The sequence below is a fragment of the Duganella sacchari genome (genome assembly GCF_900143065.1).
Lineage (GTDB): Bacteria > Pseudomonadota > Gammaproteobacteria > Burkholderiales > Burkholderiaceae_D > Rugamonas > Rugamonas sacchari.
The window spans coordinates 222,604-237,805 of sequence record NZ_FRCX01000002.1 but is presented as its reverse complement, the minus strand read 5'-3'; the positions used below and the strand labels follow the sequence as shown (position 1 = coordinate 237,805).

At 61.8% G+C, this 15,202-nt stretch carries 11 protein-coding genes; all 11 read left to right on the top strand.

Annotation, left to right across the window (positions count from 1 at the left end):
- Nucleotides 1–24: 24 nt before the first annotated feature.
- The 11 genes from BUA36_RS05015 to BUA36_RS04965 all read left to right on the top strand — a co-directional run bounded on the left by BUA36_RS05015 (nt 25) and on the right by BUA36_RS04965 (nt 15,185).
- The gene (locus BUA36_RS05015) at nt 25–1,359 is read left to right on the top strand and encodes a TolC family protein (protein WP_139260349.1); all 1,335 of its coding nucleotides are present in this window, start codon (nt 25–27) and stop codon (nt 1,357–1,359) included.
- On the top strand, nt 1,356–2,525 hold the full coding sequence (locus BUA36_RS05010) for an efflux RND transporter periplasmic adaptor subunit (protein ID WP_020704773.1): 1,170 nt from the start codon (nt 1,356–1,358) through the stop codon (nt 2,523–2,525). The genes BUA36_RS05015 and BUA36_RS05010 overlap by 4 nt, the downstream gene beginning before the upstream one ends.
- Nucleotides 2,525–5,758, top strand: a complete 3,234-nt coding sequence (locus tag BUA36_RS05005; protein WP_072781925.1) for a CusA/CzcA family heavy metal efflux RND transporter — start codon at nt 2,525–2,527, stop codon at nt 5,756–5,758. Before BUA36_RS05010 ends, BUA36_RS05005 begins: the two co-directional genes overlap by 1 nt.
- A 77-nt stretch (nt 5,759–5,835) precedes the next feature.
- The gene (locus tag BUA36_RS05000; protein ID WP_072781923.1) at nt 5,836–6,918 is read left to right on the top strand and encodes a DMT family transporter; all 1,083 of its coding nucleotides are present in this window, start codon (nt 5,836–5,838) and stop codon (nt 6,916–6,918) included.
- 231 nt (nt 6,919–7,149) lie between these two features.
- Nucleotides 7,150–7,425 carry a metal/formaldehyde-sensitive transcriptional repressor gene (locus tag BUA36_RS04995; RefSeq protein WP_072782563.1) on the top strand — a complete coding sequence of 92 codons (276 nt, stop codon included), beginning with the start codon at nt 7,150–7,152 and terminating at the stop codon, nt 7,423–7,425.
- Between the two features lie 8 nt (nt 7,426–7,433).
- Complete coding sequence (dmeF, locus tag BUA36_RS04990) at nt 7,434–8,708, top strand: CDF family Co(II)/Ni(II) efflux transporter DmeF (protein ID WP_072781921.1); 1,275 nt, start codon at nt 7,434–7,436, stop codon at nt 8,706–8,708.
- A gap of 3 nt (nt 8,709–8,711) precedes the next feature.
- Nucleotides 8,712–8,891, top strand: a complete 180-nt coding sequence (locus BUA36_RS04985) for a DUF1289 domain-containing protein (protein ID WP_072781919.1) — start codon at nt 8,712–8,714, stop codon at nt 8,889–8,891.
- 430 nt (nt 8,892–9,321) lie between these two features.
- Nucleotides 9,322–12,348 carry a Tn3 family transposase gene (locus BUA36_RS04980; RefSeq protein ID WP_072781917.1) on the top strand — a complete coding sequence of 1,009 codons (3,027 nt, stop codon included), beginning with the start codon at nt 9,322–9,324 and terminating at the stop codon, nt 12,346–12,348.
- Nucleotides 12,345–12,695: a Tn3 family transposase post-transcriptional regulator TnpC gene (gene tnpC / locus BUA36_RS04975; protein ID WP_072781915.1), complete on the top strand. Its 351-nt coding sequence runs from the start codon at nt 12,345–12,347 to the stop codon at nt 12,693–12,695. The genes BUA36_RS04980 and tnpC overlap by 4 nt, the downstream gene beginning before the upstream one ends.
- A 123-nt stretch (nt 12,696–12,818) precedes the next feature.
- Complete coding sequence (gene chrA / locus BUA36_RS04970; RefSeq protein WP_072781913.1) at nt 12,819–14,057, top strand: chromate efflux transporter; 1,239 nt, start codon at nt 12,819–12,821, stop codon at nt 14,055–14,057.
- A gap of 9 nt (nt 14,058–14,066) precedes the next feature.
- Nucleotides 14,067–15,185, top strand: coding sequence for a sulfotransferase family protein (locus tag BUA36_RS04965; RefSeq protein ID WP_072781911.1), 1,119 nt, complete (start codon nt 14,067–14,069; stop codon nt 15,183–15,185).
- The last annotated feature ends 17 nt before the right edge of the window (nt 15,186–15,202 follow it).

Below are 15,202 nucleotides of genomic sequence, written 5' to 3'. Positions count from 1 at the left end.
AGTTCAATCCAGTAGAGGCTTTTCATGCATAAAATTTCTATACGTCCGCGCGCTTGGTCGTGTGGCGTTCTGGTGGATGTTCGCGTCCGCCCGACACAGCAATCCAATTTCGCATCACGATCAGGCGCACTCCGTGGTGCGCTACTTTGCCTGTTCCTTGGCGCAAGCTATTTGCCGAGTCACGCCGCCGAGACACCGTCTTTCTCAGTACTCCTGGTTCAAGCCCAGGCTAACGCGCCCCAGTTGCTCGAACAAGCGGCCAACCTTCGGGCCGCTACTGCGGACGCGCGCCAAGCTAGCGCCTGGATTAATCCGACGCTAAGCGTCACTGCCGAGAACCTTGGTGCGCCCAAGTCCGGGGGCGTCAGCCAGCGCCAGGATACCTACGCCATCACACAGGTGTTCGAGATCGGCGGCAAGCGGTCCGCCCGCATTGATGCCGAACAGCGCAAATCGGCTGCCGCCGTCGCCCGCGAGCGGCTAGCGCGTATGACCTTCGCCAACGAACTGGCGGTCGTCTACGCCACCGCCGAGGCTATGCAACAACGCCAGGAAGTCGCCGACGCCGAACTGGTCAGGGCACAGGACGATCTGCGCGCCGCGCAGGCGCTGGTGAACGCCGGCCGGGAAGCGGAGTTGCGCACGGCGCAGGCCCGCGCCAGCGTAGCAGCCGCTCAGGCAGCGGTGCAATCGGCCTCGGCCGATGCCACCGAGGCGCTGGAGCGCCTGTCGGCACTGGTCGGAGCAACCGAATCGTTCACGCACATCGATCATCCATTTTTGTCCGTCGCGGCCGCCGTTCGTCCATCCGACGGTTGGACGGCAGCCGACGCACCGGCACTGGCGAGCGCCACGGCTGAACGCGATGCGGTTGCTGCGCAGGTACGGGTGGAGGAAAAGCGCTGGATCCCGGATATTGGTGTAAGCATCGGGGTGCGCAAATTCGGCTGGAGCAGCGAGAACGCGGCCACCGTCGGCTTGTCCGCCAGCATTCCGTTGTTCGACCGCAATCAGAGCGGCATCACCGCCGCCAGGGAGCGCGCCAACGGTGCGGCCATGCGGGTAGAGGCGGCCCGACTGGAAGCTGTAGCCCTGCATCGGTCCGCACTGGCACAAGTGCTGGCGTCCGGAAAACGCCTGCAAGCCGCTGAACAGGGAGAGCACGCGGCGTCCGATGCCTACCGGCTTGGCCGCGTCGGCTACGACGCCGGAAAGACCTCGCTGGTTGAACTGCTGGCGATCCGCCGCGCACAGTCCGAAGCGAAAGCGCTCACCATCGAGGCCCGTCTGGCCCGTGTCCGCGCGATCGCCACCCTCTCAATGGCCGAAGGCCGTATCGCATTTGGAGAAGCACCATGATGGAACATGAACGCCGCACCATGAATTGGCCGTTGGCCGCAGCAATGGTCGCCGTCGCTGCGGCACTGGGATTTGGCGCAGCGCACTGGCTTGACGCCAGGAAGGTGCCAGCGGCGGCACCTGCAACGCCGGCACCCGCGCAGGCAGATAGTGGCGTCCCGGAGATCAAGATCCCGGCGCAGTACTTGGCGATTGCTAAGATCGCGGTGGAATCGGTCACCAACGGCGGCATGAAGGCCGAAATTTTGGCCGCCGGCACGGTCACCGCTCCGCCCAACAGCGAAGCGGTGGTCGTGGCGCGCGCTTCCGGCAATATTTCCCGTCTCAAGCGCCAGCTTGGTGATACCGTACGGGCCGGCGAGGCTCTCGCCCAGGTAGACAGCATGGAGGCGACCACGATGGCCGCCGACAGAAGCGTGACTCATGCCAAAGCTGAGCTCGCGCGCAAGGCCTATGCGCGAGAGCTCAGCCTGTTTCAGCTGGGGGTGACGCCTCGTCAGGAGATGGAGGCAGCGCAATCGGCGCTGGCGGTCGCGGAAAGTGAAGCGCAGCGCGCCTCCTCGGTGGCGCGTGCCGCTCAAGTATCGGGTGACGGTAGATCCGTGGCGGTGGTGAGCCCCATCAACGGAAAAATCACCGCGCAGACGGGGACGCTCGGTGGCTTTGTCCAGCCACAGACGGAGCTGTTCCGGGTGGCAGGCGCCGGCCAGGCGCAGGTGGAGGCGGCCGTGTCAGCGTCCGACATCGGCCGCATTGCCGCAGGCGACAACGCCACGATCTTGGCGCCGGGTGGCACATCAGTGGCCGCCATAGTGCGGTCGGTGACCCCGACCGTCAGCGGTAGCACTCGGGCGGCCACCGTGGTGCTGACCCCGGTCTCGCCGGCCAGCCGTCTGGTGGTTGGCGAAGGCGTTCAGGTACGCCTCCATGTCAAGGATGGTGCCATCGGCATCGTGGTGCCGGAGGATGCGGTACAAAACATCGATGGCCGCGACGTGCTGTTTGTGCGAACCAAGGACGGTTTCCGTGCTCAGCCAGTGCTAGTCGGGTTACGCAGCGGAGGGGCGGCGCAGATCGTATCCGGCATCAACGCCGGCGAACAGGTCGCCACCCGCAATGCCTTCCTGGTCAAGGCCGACATGATCAAAAGCGCCAAGGAAGAATGATGATCGATACCATACTGACCGGTTCGGTCCGCGCTCGCTGGATGATCCTCTTCTTGACGCTCGTTGTCGCGCTGGCGGGCGCCTGGCAACTGAACCTGCTGCCCATCGATGTGACCCCCGACATCACCAACAAGCAGGTCCAGATCAATACCGTGGTGCCGACCTTGAGCCCGATCGAGATCGAAAAGCGGGTGACGTTTCCGATCGAGACCGCGCTGGCTGGCCTGAACGGCGTGGAAAGCGTGCGCTCGTTCTCGCGCAACGGCTTTAGCCAGGTCACGGCGGTTTTCAAGGAAAGCGCCGACCTGTATTTCATGCGGCAGCAGGTATCGGAACGCCTGGCGCGCGCCAAGGCGGACCTGCCTGAAGGTGCAACGCCGCAGATGGGGCCAGTGTCCACCGGCTTGGGAGAGGTGTTCCACTACAGCGTCGAATACATCCATCCGGGTGGCAAGGACGCACCGCGCCAAGACGGCAAGCCAGGCTGGCAGAGCGACGGCAGCTTTCTGACCGAACAGGGAGAACACCTCGCCGATGAGGTTGCCCAGTTAGCTTATCTGCGCACGGTGCAAGACTGGATCGTGCGCCCGCAACTGCGCACCACGCCTGGCTTGGCCGACGTCGACTCGCTGGGCGGCTACGTGAAGCAATACGTCGTCGAGCCCGATTCGGCCAAACTGGCGGCCCAGGGCATCTCGTTCGCCGAGCTTGCCCGTACCGTCGAGGACGCGAACGTCTCGGTGGGCGCAAACTACATCCGCCGCTCGGGCGAATCCTACCTGGTGCGGGCCGACGGACGCATCCGCAGCCAGGATGAGATCGCCCGTGCCGTCGTGGCCACGCGTAATGGTGTACCCATCACCGTGGCGCAGGTAGCCAATGTCACTGTCGGTGGGGAATTGCGCACCGGCGCGGCCAGCCGCAACGGTTACGAAACGGTGGTCGGCAGCGCCTTGATGCTAGTCGGCGCCAATAGCCGCACCGTGGCGCACGCGGTCGGCGAGAAGCTCAAGGACGTCGCCAAGACGTTACCGAACGGCGTCACGATCGTGCCGACACTGGACCGCTCTCAGCTCGTGGTGGCGACGATCTCCACCGTCGCCAAGAATCTGTCCGAGGGCGCGCTGCTAGTCATCGTCATCCTGTTTGCGCTGCTGGGCAACTGGCGTGCCGCCATGATCGCGGCAGTGGTCATTCCGCTGTCCCTGCTCATGAGCGCGATCGGCATGAACGCGCTCGGCATTTCCGGCAATCTGATGAGCCTGGGCGCGCTTGACTTCGGTTTAATCATCGACGGCGCCGTCATCATCGTCGAAAACACGCTGCGCAGACTGGCCGAGAGACAGCATCACGAAGGCCGGACCCTGGAGCTCAAGGAACGGCTGGAAGAAGTGGTGGCTTCGTCACGTGAGATGCTGCGCCCGACCATTTACGGCCAGTTGGTCATCCTCCTGGTGTTCCTGCCTTGCCTGACGTTCAAGGGTGTCGAAGGCAAGATGTTCTCGCCGATGGTCATCACGCTGATGTTAGCACTGGGCTCGGCGTTCGTGCTGTCGCTGACGTTTGTGCCGGCGTTGATCGCGGTACTGATGAAGGGGCGATTCTCGGAGAAGGAAGTGCGGGTGATTGCCGCCACGAAAAGTCGTTACGAGCCCTGGCTGCGGCGTGCTGTCGCTCGTCCGCTGCCGTTCGTCGGCGCAGGCATAGGCGTGCTGGTGATGGCTGCGGTAGCGTTCACCTTCGTCGGACGGGAATTCATGCCGACCCTGGACGAGCAAAACCTCAACCTGTCGTCGGTGCGCATCCCGTCAACGTCAATCGACCAGTCCGTGGCGATCGACCTGCCGCTGGAACGCGCGGTCATGACGCTGCCGGAAGTCAAGATGGTCTACTCCAAGGCGGGTACGGCCAGCTTGGCTGCTGACCCGATGCCACCGAACGCATCGGACAACTACATCATCCTCAAACCCAAGGGCGAGTGGCCTGCGGGCGTGACTACCAAGGAACAGGTAATCGAACGCATCCGCGCCAAGACCGCCTCGCTGGTCGGCAACAACTACGATGTCACCCAGCCCATCGAAATGCGCTTCAACGAGTTGATCGGCGGCGTGCGCAGCGACGTCGCGGTCAAGATCTTCGGCGACGACCTGGACCAGCTGGCCGCCAGCGCTAGGAGCATAGCGGCGGTGCTGCGAAAGACGCCGGGTGCGGCCGACGTGCGGGTAGCGCAAACGGAAGGTTTCCCGACCTTCGATATCGCTTTCGATCGAGCGGCAATCGCCCGCTACGGGCTGAGCGTCAAGGAAGTGGCCGATACGGTCTCAACCGCGCTGGCCGGACGTCCCGCCGGGCAGATCTTCGATGGCGACCGCCGTTTTGACATTGTGGTGCGCTTGCCGCGCGAGCTGCGCAACAACCTCGACGAGCTGGGCGCATTGCCAGTGATGCTGCCTGCCACTGGCGAACAGGTGCGCGCTTCGGTACCGCTACGCCAGTTGGCGCAGTTCCGCTTCACCCAGGGGTTGAATGAAGTGAGCCGCGACAACGGCAAACGCCGCATCTATGTGGAAGCGAACGTTGTCGGCCGCGACCTTGGCGGCTATGTCGACGACGCTCAAGCCAGGCTCGCCAAGGAAGTCAGGCTGCCGCCGGGATCGTGGATCGAATGGGGTGGACAGTTCCAAAACCTGCGCGCGGCCACAGAGCGCCTGTCTATCATCGTGCCAATCTGCTTTGTGCTGATCTCTGCCGCGCTGTATATGGCGATCGGCAGCGCGATGCTGACCGCTACCGTGCTGACGGCGGTGCCGCTCGCGCTGGCCGGCGGCGTGTTCGCGCTGGTACTGCGCGGCATACCGTTCTCGATCTCGGCCGCAGTCGGTTTCATCGCTGTGTCCGGCGTGGCGGTGTTGAACGGCTTGGTGCTCATTTCGGCCATCAATAAGCGTCTGGCGGAGGGTATCGATGCGGCGACAGCGGTGATCGACGGCGCGATGGAACGCTTGCGTCCTGTGCTGATGACGGCGTTGGTGGCGTCATTGGGCTTCGTGCCGATGGCGATCGCCACCGGTACCGGTGCCGAGGTGCAAAAGCCGCTTGCAACGGTCGTCATTGGCGGCCTGATCACCTCGACCATCCTGACGCTGTTCGTATTGCCAGCCATCACCGGCATGGTGCTGCGCCGCCGGGCCAAGGTCGCAACTCAGCATATCCGTCAGGTAGCGGCGGTGTAGTCGTTTCCGATGCCTATGCCGATGCCCGGCTCGCGGGCATCGGCCCTTTCAATTTTAGGAGTAAGATCAAGATCACAATGAATACAGAATCGAACCAGCACCCCGGCTTGCACAAGGGCGTCGTCTATGCGCTGCTTGCCGCCGCCTTGTTCGGCGTCAGTACGCCGTTCGCTAAATCACTCGTGGGTCAGGTGGCTCCCGTGACGCTCGCCGGCATGCTGTACATGGGGAGCGGTCTTGGCCTGCTGGTGTTCTACCTGCTGCGCGCACTGGTGCAGCGTAGCGAGCAAGGTGATACAGCGCGGTTGACCCGCAAGGATTTGCAATGGTTGGGTGGTGCCATCGCGGCGGGCGGCGTGGCGGGCCCGGTGCTGCTGATGTTCGGCCTGACTATGACGCCAGCTTCCTCCGCCTCCCTCCTGCTGAACATGGAAGGCGTGCTGACGTCAATGCTGGCTTGGTTCGTGTTTAAGGAGAATTTTGATCGTCGCATTTTCATCGGCATGCTGCTGATTGTCGTTGCCGGAGTCTTGCTATCGTGGGAGCAGGTTCCGACCATCGGCGTGCCATGGGGTGCGTTGGCCATCATCGGAGCGTGCCTCTGCTGGGGCATCGACAATAATCTGACGCGCAAGGTCTCGGCCAGCGACGCGGTGCAGATCGCCTGTGTAAAAGGCCTGGTGGCCGGTTCAGTCAATCTAGCGATCGCCTTCGCACTGGGTTATAGCCTGCCGACGGTCTCGATCGCGGCGGCGGCCGGCATCGTCGGTCTGTGTGGGTATGGCCTGAGCTTGGTGATGTTCGTGCTGGCGCTGCGCCATCTGGGCACGGCGCGCACCGGCGCCTATTTTTCGGCCGCGCCGTTCGTTGGCGCGGTCGTTTCGCTACTGATGCTGCGAGAGCAGCCGGGCCTGATATTTTGGGGCTCCGCCGCGCTGATGGGCGCCGGCATCTGGCTGCACCTGACCGAGTCGCACGAGCACGAACATGAGCATGAGGTCTTGGACCATACGCACGCGCATAGCCACGACGCCCATCACCAACACGACCACGACTTCGATTGGGATGGTAGCGAGCCGCATGTGCATCCGCATCTGCATGAACCGATCCGGCACGCGCATAAGCACTACCCTGATATCCACCACCGTCACGCGCACTAACAGCCAGGGGGAACTCGGACAGCGGCCAACTTCCAACGTTGGAAACGTCGCCTGGGCCGCCGCCCAGGGACAGTTTTTAGTTCTGATGGCTACCAGAACGAATTAAACTTCGCCTCGACAAGCTGATCGAATTGATGACATCGCCGCCAAATGCGCGGCGTGCATAGCACATTGGCCAGCAGTTTGTCTCCACAGCATATAATATACCCCCCCATACTATATTTATTCATCATGAGCCATACCATACGAGACAAGCAAAAGCTGCTCAACCGTGTGCGCCGCATTCGAGGACAGGTCGATGCCATTGAACGGGCGCTGGTCGACGAGAGTGATTGCCTCGCTCTGCTGCAGCAAATCACCAGCTGCCGGGGGGCGATGAACGGCCTGCTCGGTGTGGTACTCGAAGATCACATCCGCACCCACCTTGTCGATGTCGACCATGCAGGCGACGACAAGGACGACGGCAAGGAACAGTTGATCGAAATCGTCCGCAGCTATTTCAAATGAGACCCTATATGAACGAACTATACGAAGCCCCTTTTTCCGCCGGCCATGATCACGTGTTTCTGGGCGCGGGCCACGAAAGCAACGAACGCAAGACCTGGGCGGTCATATTCATTTGCGCCCTGATGATGATTGCCGAGATAGCCGGCGGCAGCCTATTCGGATCGCTGGCCTTGGTGGCCGATGGCCTGCACATGTCCACCCATGCCGGCGCGATGCTGATTGCTGCATTGGCCTATACCTATGCACGCAAGCACGCCAACGACAGACGCTTTGTCTTCGGTACCGGAAAACTAGGCGACCTGGCCGGATTCTCCAGTGCGATCATTCTCGCCATGATCGCGCTGCTGATTGGCTACGAGGCCGTCGTTCGCCTGATGGCGCCGGTGTCGATCCGGTTCGATGAAGCCATTCCGATTGCGGTACTGGGTTTGGGGGTCAACGTCGTCAGCGCCTGGCTGCTTAGTGGCGGCGACCACCACGGTCATACCCACGGGCATGAGCATGAGCATGAGCATGGTGAGCAAGCTCATGATGAGCATGATGACGAAATTCGGCATGTCCACACGGCCGAGGGCGTCTACACGCTGTCGATCTTCGAGGACGGCGTGCCTCCAGTGTTTCGGGTACTTGCCAATGCCGGCGCCGAACCGCTGTCGCATCAGGTACTCGCCACGACGGTACGCCCAGATGGTGCGCGCCAGCAATTCCAGTTCGTCCAAAAAGCGGGGTTCTGGGAGTCGGTATCAGACATCCCCGAACCCCACGGATTCGATGTGATCCTGGCGCTGCCGGGCGGCGAGCACGAAGTGCACTTCGAGGAGCATGCACATGGTCACGATGATCACGGCGGCGACGCCCACGACTACAACATGCGCGCTGCCTATGTCCACGTTATCGCCGACGCCGCAGTCTCGGTCCTGGTGATCATCGGCCTGCTGCTGGCCAAGTCGTTTGGCTGGCTGTGGATGGATCCGCTCGCAGGCATCGTGGGCGCCTTGGTCATCGCAAACTGGTCGTACGGACTGCTGCGCGACACCGGGAGGATCTTGGTCGACGTCAGCTCCGACGATTCCATGGCCAACAAGGTGCGCGGTGTGATCGAAGGTGCTGGCGACAAACTGCTGGATCTTCACGTGTGGCGCCTGGGCCCAGGCCATTTTGGCGCGGTGGTTTCCGTGGCCACCAGTGAGCAGCGTGGGCCAGCGTTCTATCATTGCCGACTGCAGCACCAGAAGGGGCTTTCGCACATCACTGTTGAAGTGCATTCTCCATTAGCGGCTTGACGTATGAGCGTAAAGTCTCCCTGCATCGAGTTGTGCAAATTCGACGGAAAAACTGGCGCGTGCATCGGGTGCTGGCGCACTCGTGAAGAGTGCCGCCAGTGGAAGAAAATGACGGATCACCGCCGCCATCAAATCCTTGGAGAACGCACACGCCGACAGGCTAAGGTGCTAGGTTCGGGCTAGAGTAGGGAATTACAAGACTGGAATTCTTCAGTAAATCAAATGTCATTTGGGTCATAGCCCATCATGATTCCCATTGGCATTTTTTCACCACCGATCTTAGTTCAATCCCGCGATTTTGGCTTGACAAAAAACTAGTAAACGATGCATTATTTTTAACAACTTTCTCACAAGGCCGTTGCCGATATATTGCGATGACGAACGCGCTTGAAACAGTCTATCCATGCCTGGATCTTTGCAATCCAGGACTGCACCGACGACAGCGCTGGCAACCACGGCACCGGCCACCACTGCATTTGCGGCATCCTCGCCGCGCGCCCTTTCCGATGCAGCTCAAGACTTCATATTGGCTGAGATACATCTCCTTTACGCAGCGCAGCAGCAGCTGCTATGCGACACATCCCGCGAACGCACCTTCATGGAGTGAGATCCTATGGCGAGCATCGAAAGAACCGCATATCCGCAATTTCCGCGTACCTTGACGCTGAAGGATCTCCAGACATCGTTCTCTCCGCGCCCTGACGAGATTGAATGGGCGCAAGGTAACTCCCGAAGTCCCGATAGGCGTCTATCGCTATTGGTACTGCTCAAGTGCTTCCAGTTCCTGCGGTATTTTCCCGCACTGGAGGAGATACCGCCGGATGTCGTGGAGCATGTGTCCGCCACCCTGGCCATGCCGCCGGCACAGGCCATCGACTATCCCAGCCCCACCGCACTGTACCGCCATCACAAGGCGATCCGCGCGCTGCTCGGTGTGAAATCGTATACCGATGCCCATACCCGGCCCTTGGCCATCGGTATCGCAAAGACCGCCGCCGCTGTGGTCGACACACGCACCGATATCATCAACATTACGATCGACGAACTGGTGCGGCTTGGATACGAGTTGCCCGTGTACCGCACGATCGACGAAATCGCCGAGCAGGCCTATGCGGCGGCCGAACTTGAACTGCACGCGAGTATTGCCAAACGGCTCACCGAAGAGCAGCGAAAATGGCTTGATTCACTGCTCAATGCGGAGCTGCCTTTGCGCAGGACGCTGTACAACAAGATCAAGCGGTCCGCCAAGAAGACATCGCGCAAGCACCTCGACGCCGTGCTGGACCAGCTCGACTGGCTCGAATTGCTGCCCGACAGCGACGTACTGCTCGATGGTGTGCCGACGACCAAGCTCAAGCATATCGCCGACATGGCCTCGGCGCTCGACGCCGGCGACATGAAGGACTTCACGCCCGCCAAGCGCCACACATTCATCCTGGCGCTGATCCGGCAGATGCGCGTGAGCGCGCGCGATGATATCGCCGAGATGTTCATCCGGCGGGTGGGCACCATGCACAAAAGCGCGCGCGAGGAATTGCAATCGATCCAGGCACGTCAGCGTCAGATGAGCGAGGAGCTGGTGGCCACGCTTGAACATGTGCTGGAGATTCTGGCCGAGGGGCTTGACGATGCGGCGACCGGTATACGCGTGCGCGAGCTGCTGGCGCCCAACGGCGACCTGGAAAAACTCGGCGCGGACTGCGAAGCAATTCGGATTTGGAGTGGTGGAAATCATTTGTCGCTACTGTGGAAGCCTTACAGCAGCTGGCGGGCCGGTATGTTCAGGATGGCCAAGGTCTTGCGCTTTCAGGCGGCGACGGCGGACCGCAGCCTGCTCGACGCCCTCGATGTCGTGCTGGAAAACGAGCACAAGAAGACCGAATGGATTGCGACCGAAGTGTCCTTGAGCTTTGCCTCCGAACGGTGGCGCAAGCTGGTGCGGCGGTCGCACGGCTTGGGTAATCCCACGAACCGCCGCCATCTTGAAGTCTGCGTCTTCAGCCATCTGAGTAGCGACCTGCGGTCCGGGGACGTGTGCATCGACGGTTCCAGCTCTTTCGCCGATTACCGCAAGCAACTGTTGCCCTGGGACGAGTGCCAGGCGTTGCTGCCCGCATACTGCGATCGCGTCGGTATCGCCGACAACGCGAAGGATTTCGTCGACGGCCTCAAGAAACTGTTGACGGACACCGCCACCGAGGTTGACAAGGGCTTCCCCGCCAACATCGGCGACTTCACCATCGGCAGCAATGGCGAGCCAACAGTGCGGCGTAGCACGGCCCGCGAAGTGCCTGCCTCAGCTATCGCGCTGCAGGCGGCGATCGAAGCCCGCACCGTCCCTCGAAACCTGCTCGATATCCTGGCCAATATCGAACATTGGACCGCTTTTACGCGTAATTTTGGACCGCTCTCCGGCGACGAACCCAAGCTGCGCAACGCGCGCGAACGCTACTTGCTCACCGTCTTTGCGATGGGCTGCAATCTGGGGCCGACCCAAGCGGCTCGGCACCTATCCAACGGCGTGACGCCCCACCAGCTGTCCTACTCGAACCAGCGCCACATGGGCCTAGAACAGCTCGACAACGCCTGTCGCGACCTCACCGAGCTATACCTGCGTCTGGAGCTGCCAAAGCTGTGGGGCGAAGGCAAGAAGGTGGCCGCCGACGGCACGCAATACGAATTCTACGAGCAGAATATGCTGGTCGGCATGCATTTCCGGTACCGGAAAAAAGGCGCCGTGGCGTACCGCCATGTGGCGGACAACTACATCGCCAACTTCAGGAGCTTTATACCGCCGGGTGTGTTCGAGGCCTTGTATGTTATCGAAGGCTTGATGAAGGCGGGATTGAGTGTGCAGGCCGATACGGTGTATTCGGATACCCACGGCCAGTCAGAGACCGTCTTTGCCTTCACGCATTTGCTGGGTATCCAGCTGATGCCCCGCATCCGCAATTGGAAGGATTTGAAATTCTACCGGCCGACGAAGGCCGCTTCGTATCAGCACATCGATCGGCTGTTCACCGATGTGGTCGACTGGGACCGGATCGCCGACCACTGGCAGGATCTGATGCAGGTGGCGATATCGATCCAGACCGGCCGTATTTCGTCGCCCATGCTGTTGCGCAAACTGAGCCACGAAGGCCGGCACAATCGCCTGTTTGCCGCGACGCGTGAACTTGGCAGGGTGCTGCGCACGGTGTACTTGCTGCGCTGGATCTCCAGCAAGGAAATGCGGCAGGAAGTGACCGCGACAACGAATAAAATCGAGTCTTATCACGCTTTCACCAAATGGCTCGATTTTGGCGGCGACGTCATTGCCGAGAACGAATTTAACGAGCAGCAGAAGCGATTGCGTTATATCGACCTGGTCGCCTCGGCCGTGATCCTGCAAAATACGGTCGACATGATGAGGATCATGCAGGAAATGCACGCCGCCGGCGAACCCGTTTCAGCGGCCGATGTCGAATACATGAGTCCGTACGGGACCTTCGGCGTCAAACGGTTCGGCAACTACCACCTGGACATGAAGCGTCCACCTGAGCCGTGGCTGAAGGAGTCGCAGTTCAGGCGGGCGGCGAAACAGGCCAAGGCGGCAGCATCCGAGAAAAAGCGAAATGACCAACCAGGAAACAACCCATGACCGACACGTCCAACACGATCTCAACCGCATACGGGCTCGTCGATAGTGCGGCCCTTGATGAATTGCAAGCCAGCTTCGATACAAGCATGCTGCTGCGCATTGTCGACGAAATCGATGCCGCAGCATCGGCGGCAAGAGGGGAGAACAGTTTAAGGGAGATGGTGCTTCGCCTGCACGCGATGTCGCATACAGTGATCAATGGCGCCGGCATGTCCGTGGGCACGGACGCTGAAACGCTGCCGGAGCTGGCAGACACAATAGTGGACGACTTGAGAGAGACGGCCACGCGAATGCGTACTTGGATTGCCAAGTTGGAACCACTACTGAAGTTGGAGCCGCGTCACTGATCGCCAGAGGCCGAAGGGCTGGGCGTTCCTTATGTGCGATTTGGCCTAAAGTGTGCCACCTTTATTACTTTTACGCTTATGTGCTATTACTGGCCTTATCCCGGCTGACCCTCCACTACGGCCATGCGGCCTGACCCGCTCAGCATGCAGGCGGCAGTAGCGCCGGAACGCGCCATCGCGCCAGTCAGCCTGTGGACGCTGGCACTGCTGTTCCTGCGCATCGGCTGCACCGGGTTTGGCGGCTTCATGGCGATGGTGGCCGTTACCCAGCAGGTGCTATGCGAACGGCGCCGCCTGCTGCCGCAGGCGGATTTGCTGGATGGCCTGGCGCTGGCCTCCGTGCTGCCCGGTCCCGTTGCGGTGAATGTCGCGGCGTATGCGGGCTACCGCCTGCGTGGCGTGGCCGGCGCTATCATCGCCTTGCTGTGCGCGGTCTTGCCGGCGTTTTTTTGCATGGTGGCCCTGGGCACGCTGTATCTGCGCTACGGCAGCAGCGATGCGCTGCGCCCCATATTTGCCGGTATCGCGCCGGCGATCGTCGCAATCGTGCTGGCAGCCGGTTGCCGGCTGTGGCAAGGCGCAGTACATGACCGCCGGCAGGCCGCTCTGGGTGTGGGCGCAGCGCTGGTGATGGTCTGGCAGCCGGGACTGGCAACGACGTTGAGTGTGATGGCCGTGGCAGCCGCGATTGGCTATCACAGCTACGGTGGTCGGTCGGCCCCGTCGCCAGCGCTGGCCCGCCGCGCGCCACTGGCGGCGCCGCAAGGCACGCGTCGCCGCTGGCCACAACGGCTGGCGATGCTGCTGGTCGCGCCGCTTGCCGCGCTGGCGCTGCTGAGCGCATCGCCCATCCTGCTGCAATTGCTCGGCGTGTTCTCCAGTATGAGTTTGCTGGCGTTTGGCGGTGGCTATGTCTTCATCCCGCTGCTCCAGCACACGGTGGTGGAAGCCTATCACTGGCTGACGCCGGCCGAATTTACCGATGCGCTGGCGCTTACCCAGCTCAGTCCCGGTCCAGCGATGATCAGCTCCGCGTTGATCGGACTGAAAGTTGCCGGCTTTTCCGGCGCAACGGCAGCCAGCATCGGCATGTTCGTCCCCAGCGCCATGCTGATTGTGGCCGCAAGCGGCGCCATGCAGCGCATCCGCAGCAGCACTTCCGTGCAGGCGGCGCTCAGCGGCATGCGCGCGGCGCTGTCGGGCATGGTGTTTGCGGCCGCCGTCACCATCAGCTGCAGCCATCCGCTACACCTGGCCACTGTACTGGTCTGTTTAGCGGCACTGTTTGCGCTGCTGCGCTTACGTGTCGATGCCGCTGTGGTGGTGCTGTGCGCAGCACTGTCTGGCTGGCTGTTTTTCTAGGAGAGTTGCATGCATACCCATTCCCAGTCGGCGGAGCAGGCCCCGCGCCCGGTCATGATGATCCCGTTACGCCGCTGCGGCAGCCATGCGCTGCGGCTGCGGCTGAATAGGGCGCCGCAGTTTTATTCGCCCTACCCGCTGCACATCGTGGATTTCATGCCGCTGCTGCCGCTGTATGGCGACCTGCGCGACGACCGCCAGTACTTCCGCCTGGTCACCGACCTGTGTGGCCTGCAGGCGGTCAGCATGGTCAAGTGGCCGCAGATGAGCTTTGATCCCGTTGAGATTTTTGAAACGCTACGCCACCAGCCGCGCAGCATCCACCGCATCCACTGGGAGCTGCTACTGCGCGCCGGCGCCCAGCAAGGCGCCAGCGTGGTCATGGACAAGTCGCTCGACAATGTCCACTACGCCGACGAACTCATGGCGCTACTGCCCACCATGCTGTTCATCAACGTGGTGCGCGATCCGCGCGCCCAGGTAGCCTCCATGAACCGCGCCATCATTCACGACTTTGACACCCATCTCAACGCGGAAACCTGGCTGGCCGCGCACCGGGCCGCCGACCACGTGATGCAGCGCTATCCGGAACGCGTGCTCACCATCCGCTACGAAGATTTTGTCTCCCAGCAGCGCGCCACGCTGGAAACCCTGTGCCACTTCCTCGGCATCGACTTCCAGCCGCAGATGCTCGATATCGGCGCCTCGCAGGAGGCCAGGCAAATTGCACAGCTATCGGCACTATGGTCCTCCAACTGCTATCCGCCGATTGTCGCCAATATCGACAAATTCCGCCAGCAGCTGTCGGCGGACGACATCAACCTCATCGAAACCGTAACTGGCGACTATATGGACCGCTACGGCTATACCCGGCTGGCCAGCGGTGATGCCGATTTGTCACCACGCCGCCGCGCCGAAGCGGTAGCCCGTTCCGACGCCGGCCGCGCACGCGCCTGGCGCGACCTGGAACAGGACAATTTCCGCGATTACGTGCTGCGCCGCTGCCGCGCCGACTACCTGGCCCAGCTGCGCGCCCGCCTGAGCCAGCCGCCAGCGTCGATGATGCACGGCAGTGCGCCGGTGCGTCTCAGCGAGCTTGATCCCGCCGCGTTTGAGGTCAGCGACTAGGCATGGGCTGTGCCGGC

Bases quoted from the DNA above. Each gene is read 5' to 3' on its own strand.
- chrA (WP_072781913.1), top strand. From the start codon at position 12,819: ATGCGGCCTGACCCGCTCAGCATGCAGGCGGCAGTAGCGCCGGAACGC.
- BUA36_RS04985 (WP_072781919.1), top strand. From the start codon at position 8,712: ATGAGCGTAAAGTCTCCCTGCATCGAGTTGTGCAAATTCGACGGAAAA.
- BUA36_RS04995 (WP_072782563.1), top strand. From the start codon at position 7,150: ATGAGCCATACCATACGAGACAAGCAAAAGCTGCTCAACCGTGTGCGC.
- BUA36_RS05000 (WP_072781923.1), top strand. From the start codon at position 5,836: ATGAATACAGAATCGAACCAGCACCCCGGCTTGCACAAGGGCGTCGTC.
- BUA36_RS05010 (WP_020704773.1), top strand. From the start codon at position 1,356: ATGATGGAACATGAACGCCGCACCATGAATTGGCCGTTGGCCGCAGCA.
- BUA36_RS05005 (WP_072781925.1), top strand. From the start codon at position 2,525: ATGATCGATACCATACTGACCGGTTCGGTCCGCGCTCGCTGGATGATC.
- BUA36_RS04980 (WP_072781917.1), top strand. From the start codon at position 9,322: ATGGCGAGCATCGAAAGAACCGCATATCCGCAATTTCCGCGTACCTTG.
- BUA36_RS05015 (WP_139260349.1), top strand. From the start codon at position 25: ATGCATAAAATTTCTATACGTCCGCGCGCTTGGTCGTGTGGCGTTCTG.
- tnpC (WP_072781915.1), top strand. From the start codon at position 12,345: ATGACCGACACGTCCAACACGATCTCAACCGCATACGGGCTCGTCGAT.
- BUA36_RS04965 (WP_072781911.1), top strand. From the start codon at position 14,067: ATGCATACCCATTCCCAGTCGGCGGAGCAGGCCCCGCGCCCGGTCATG.
- dmeF (WP_072781921.1), top strand. From the start codon at position 7,434: ATGAACGAACTATACGAAGCCCCTTTTTCCGCCGGCCATGATCACGTG.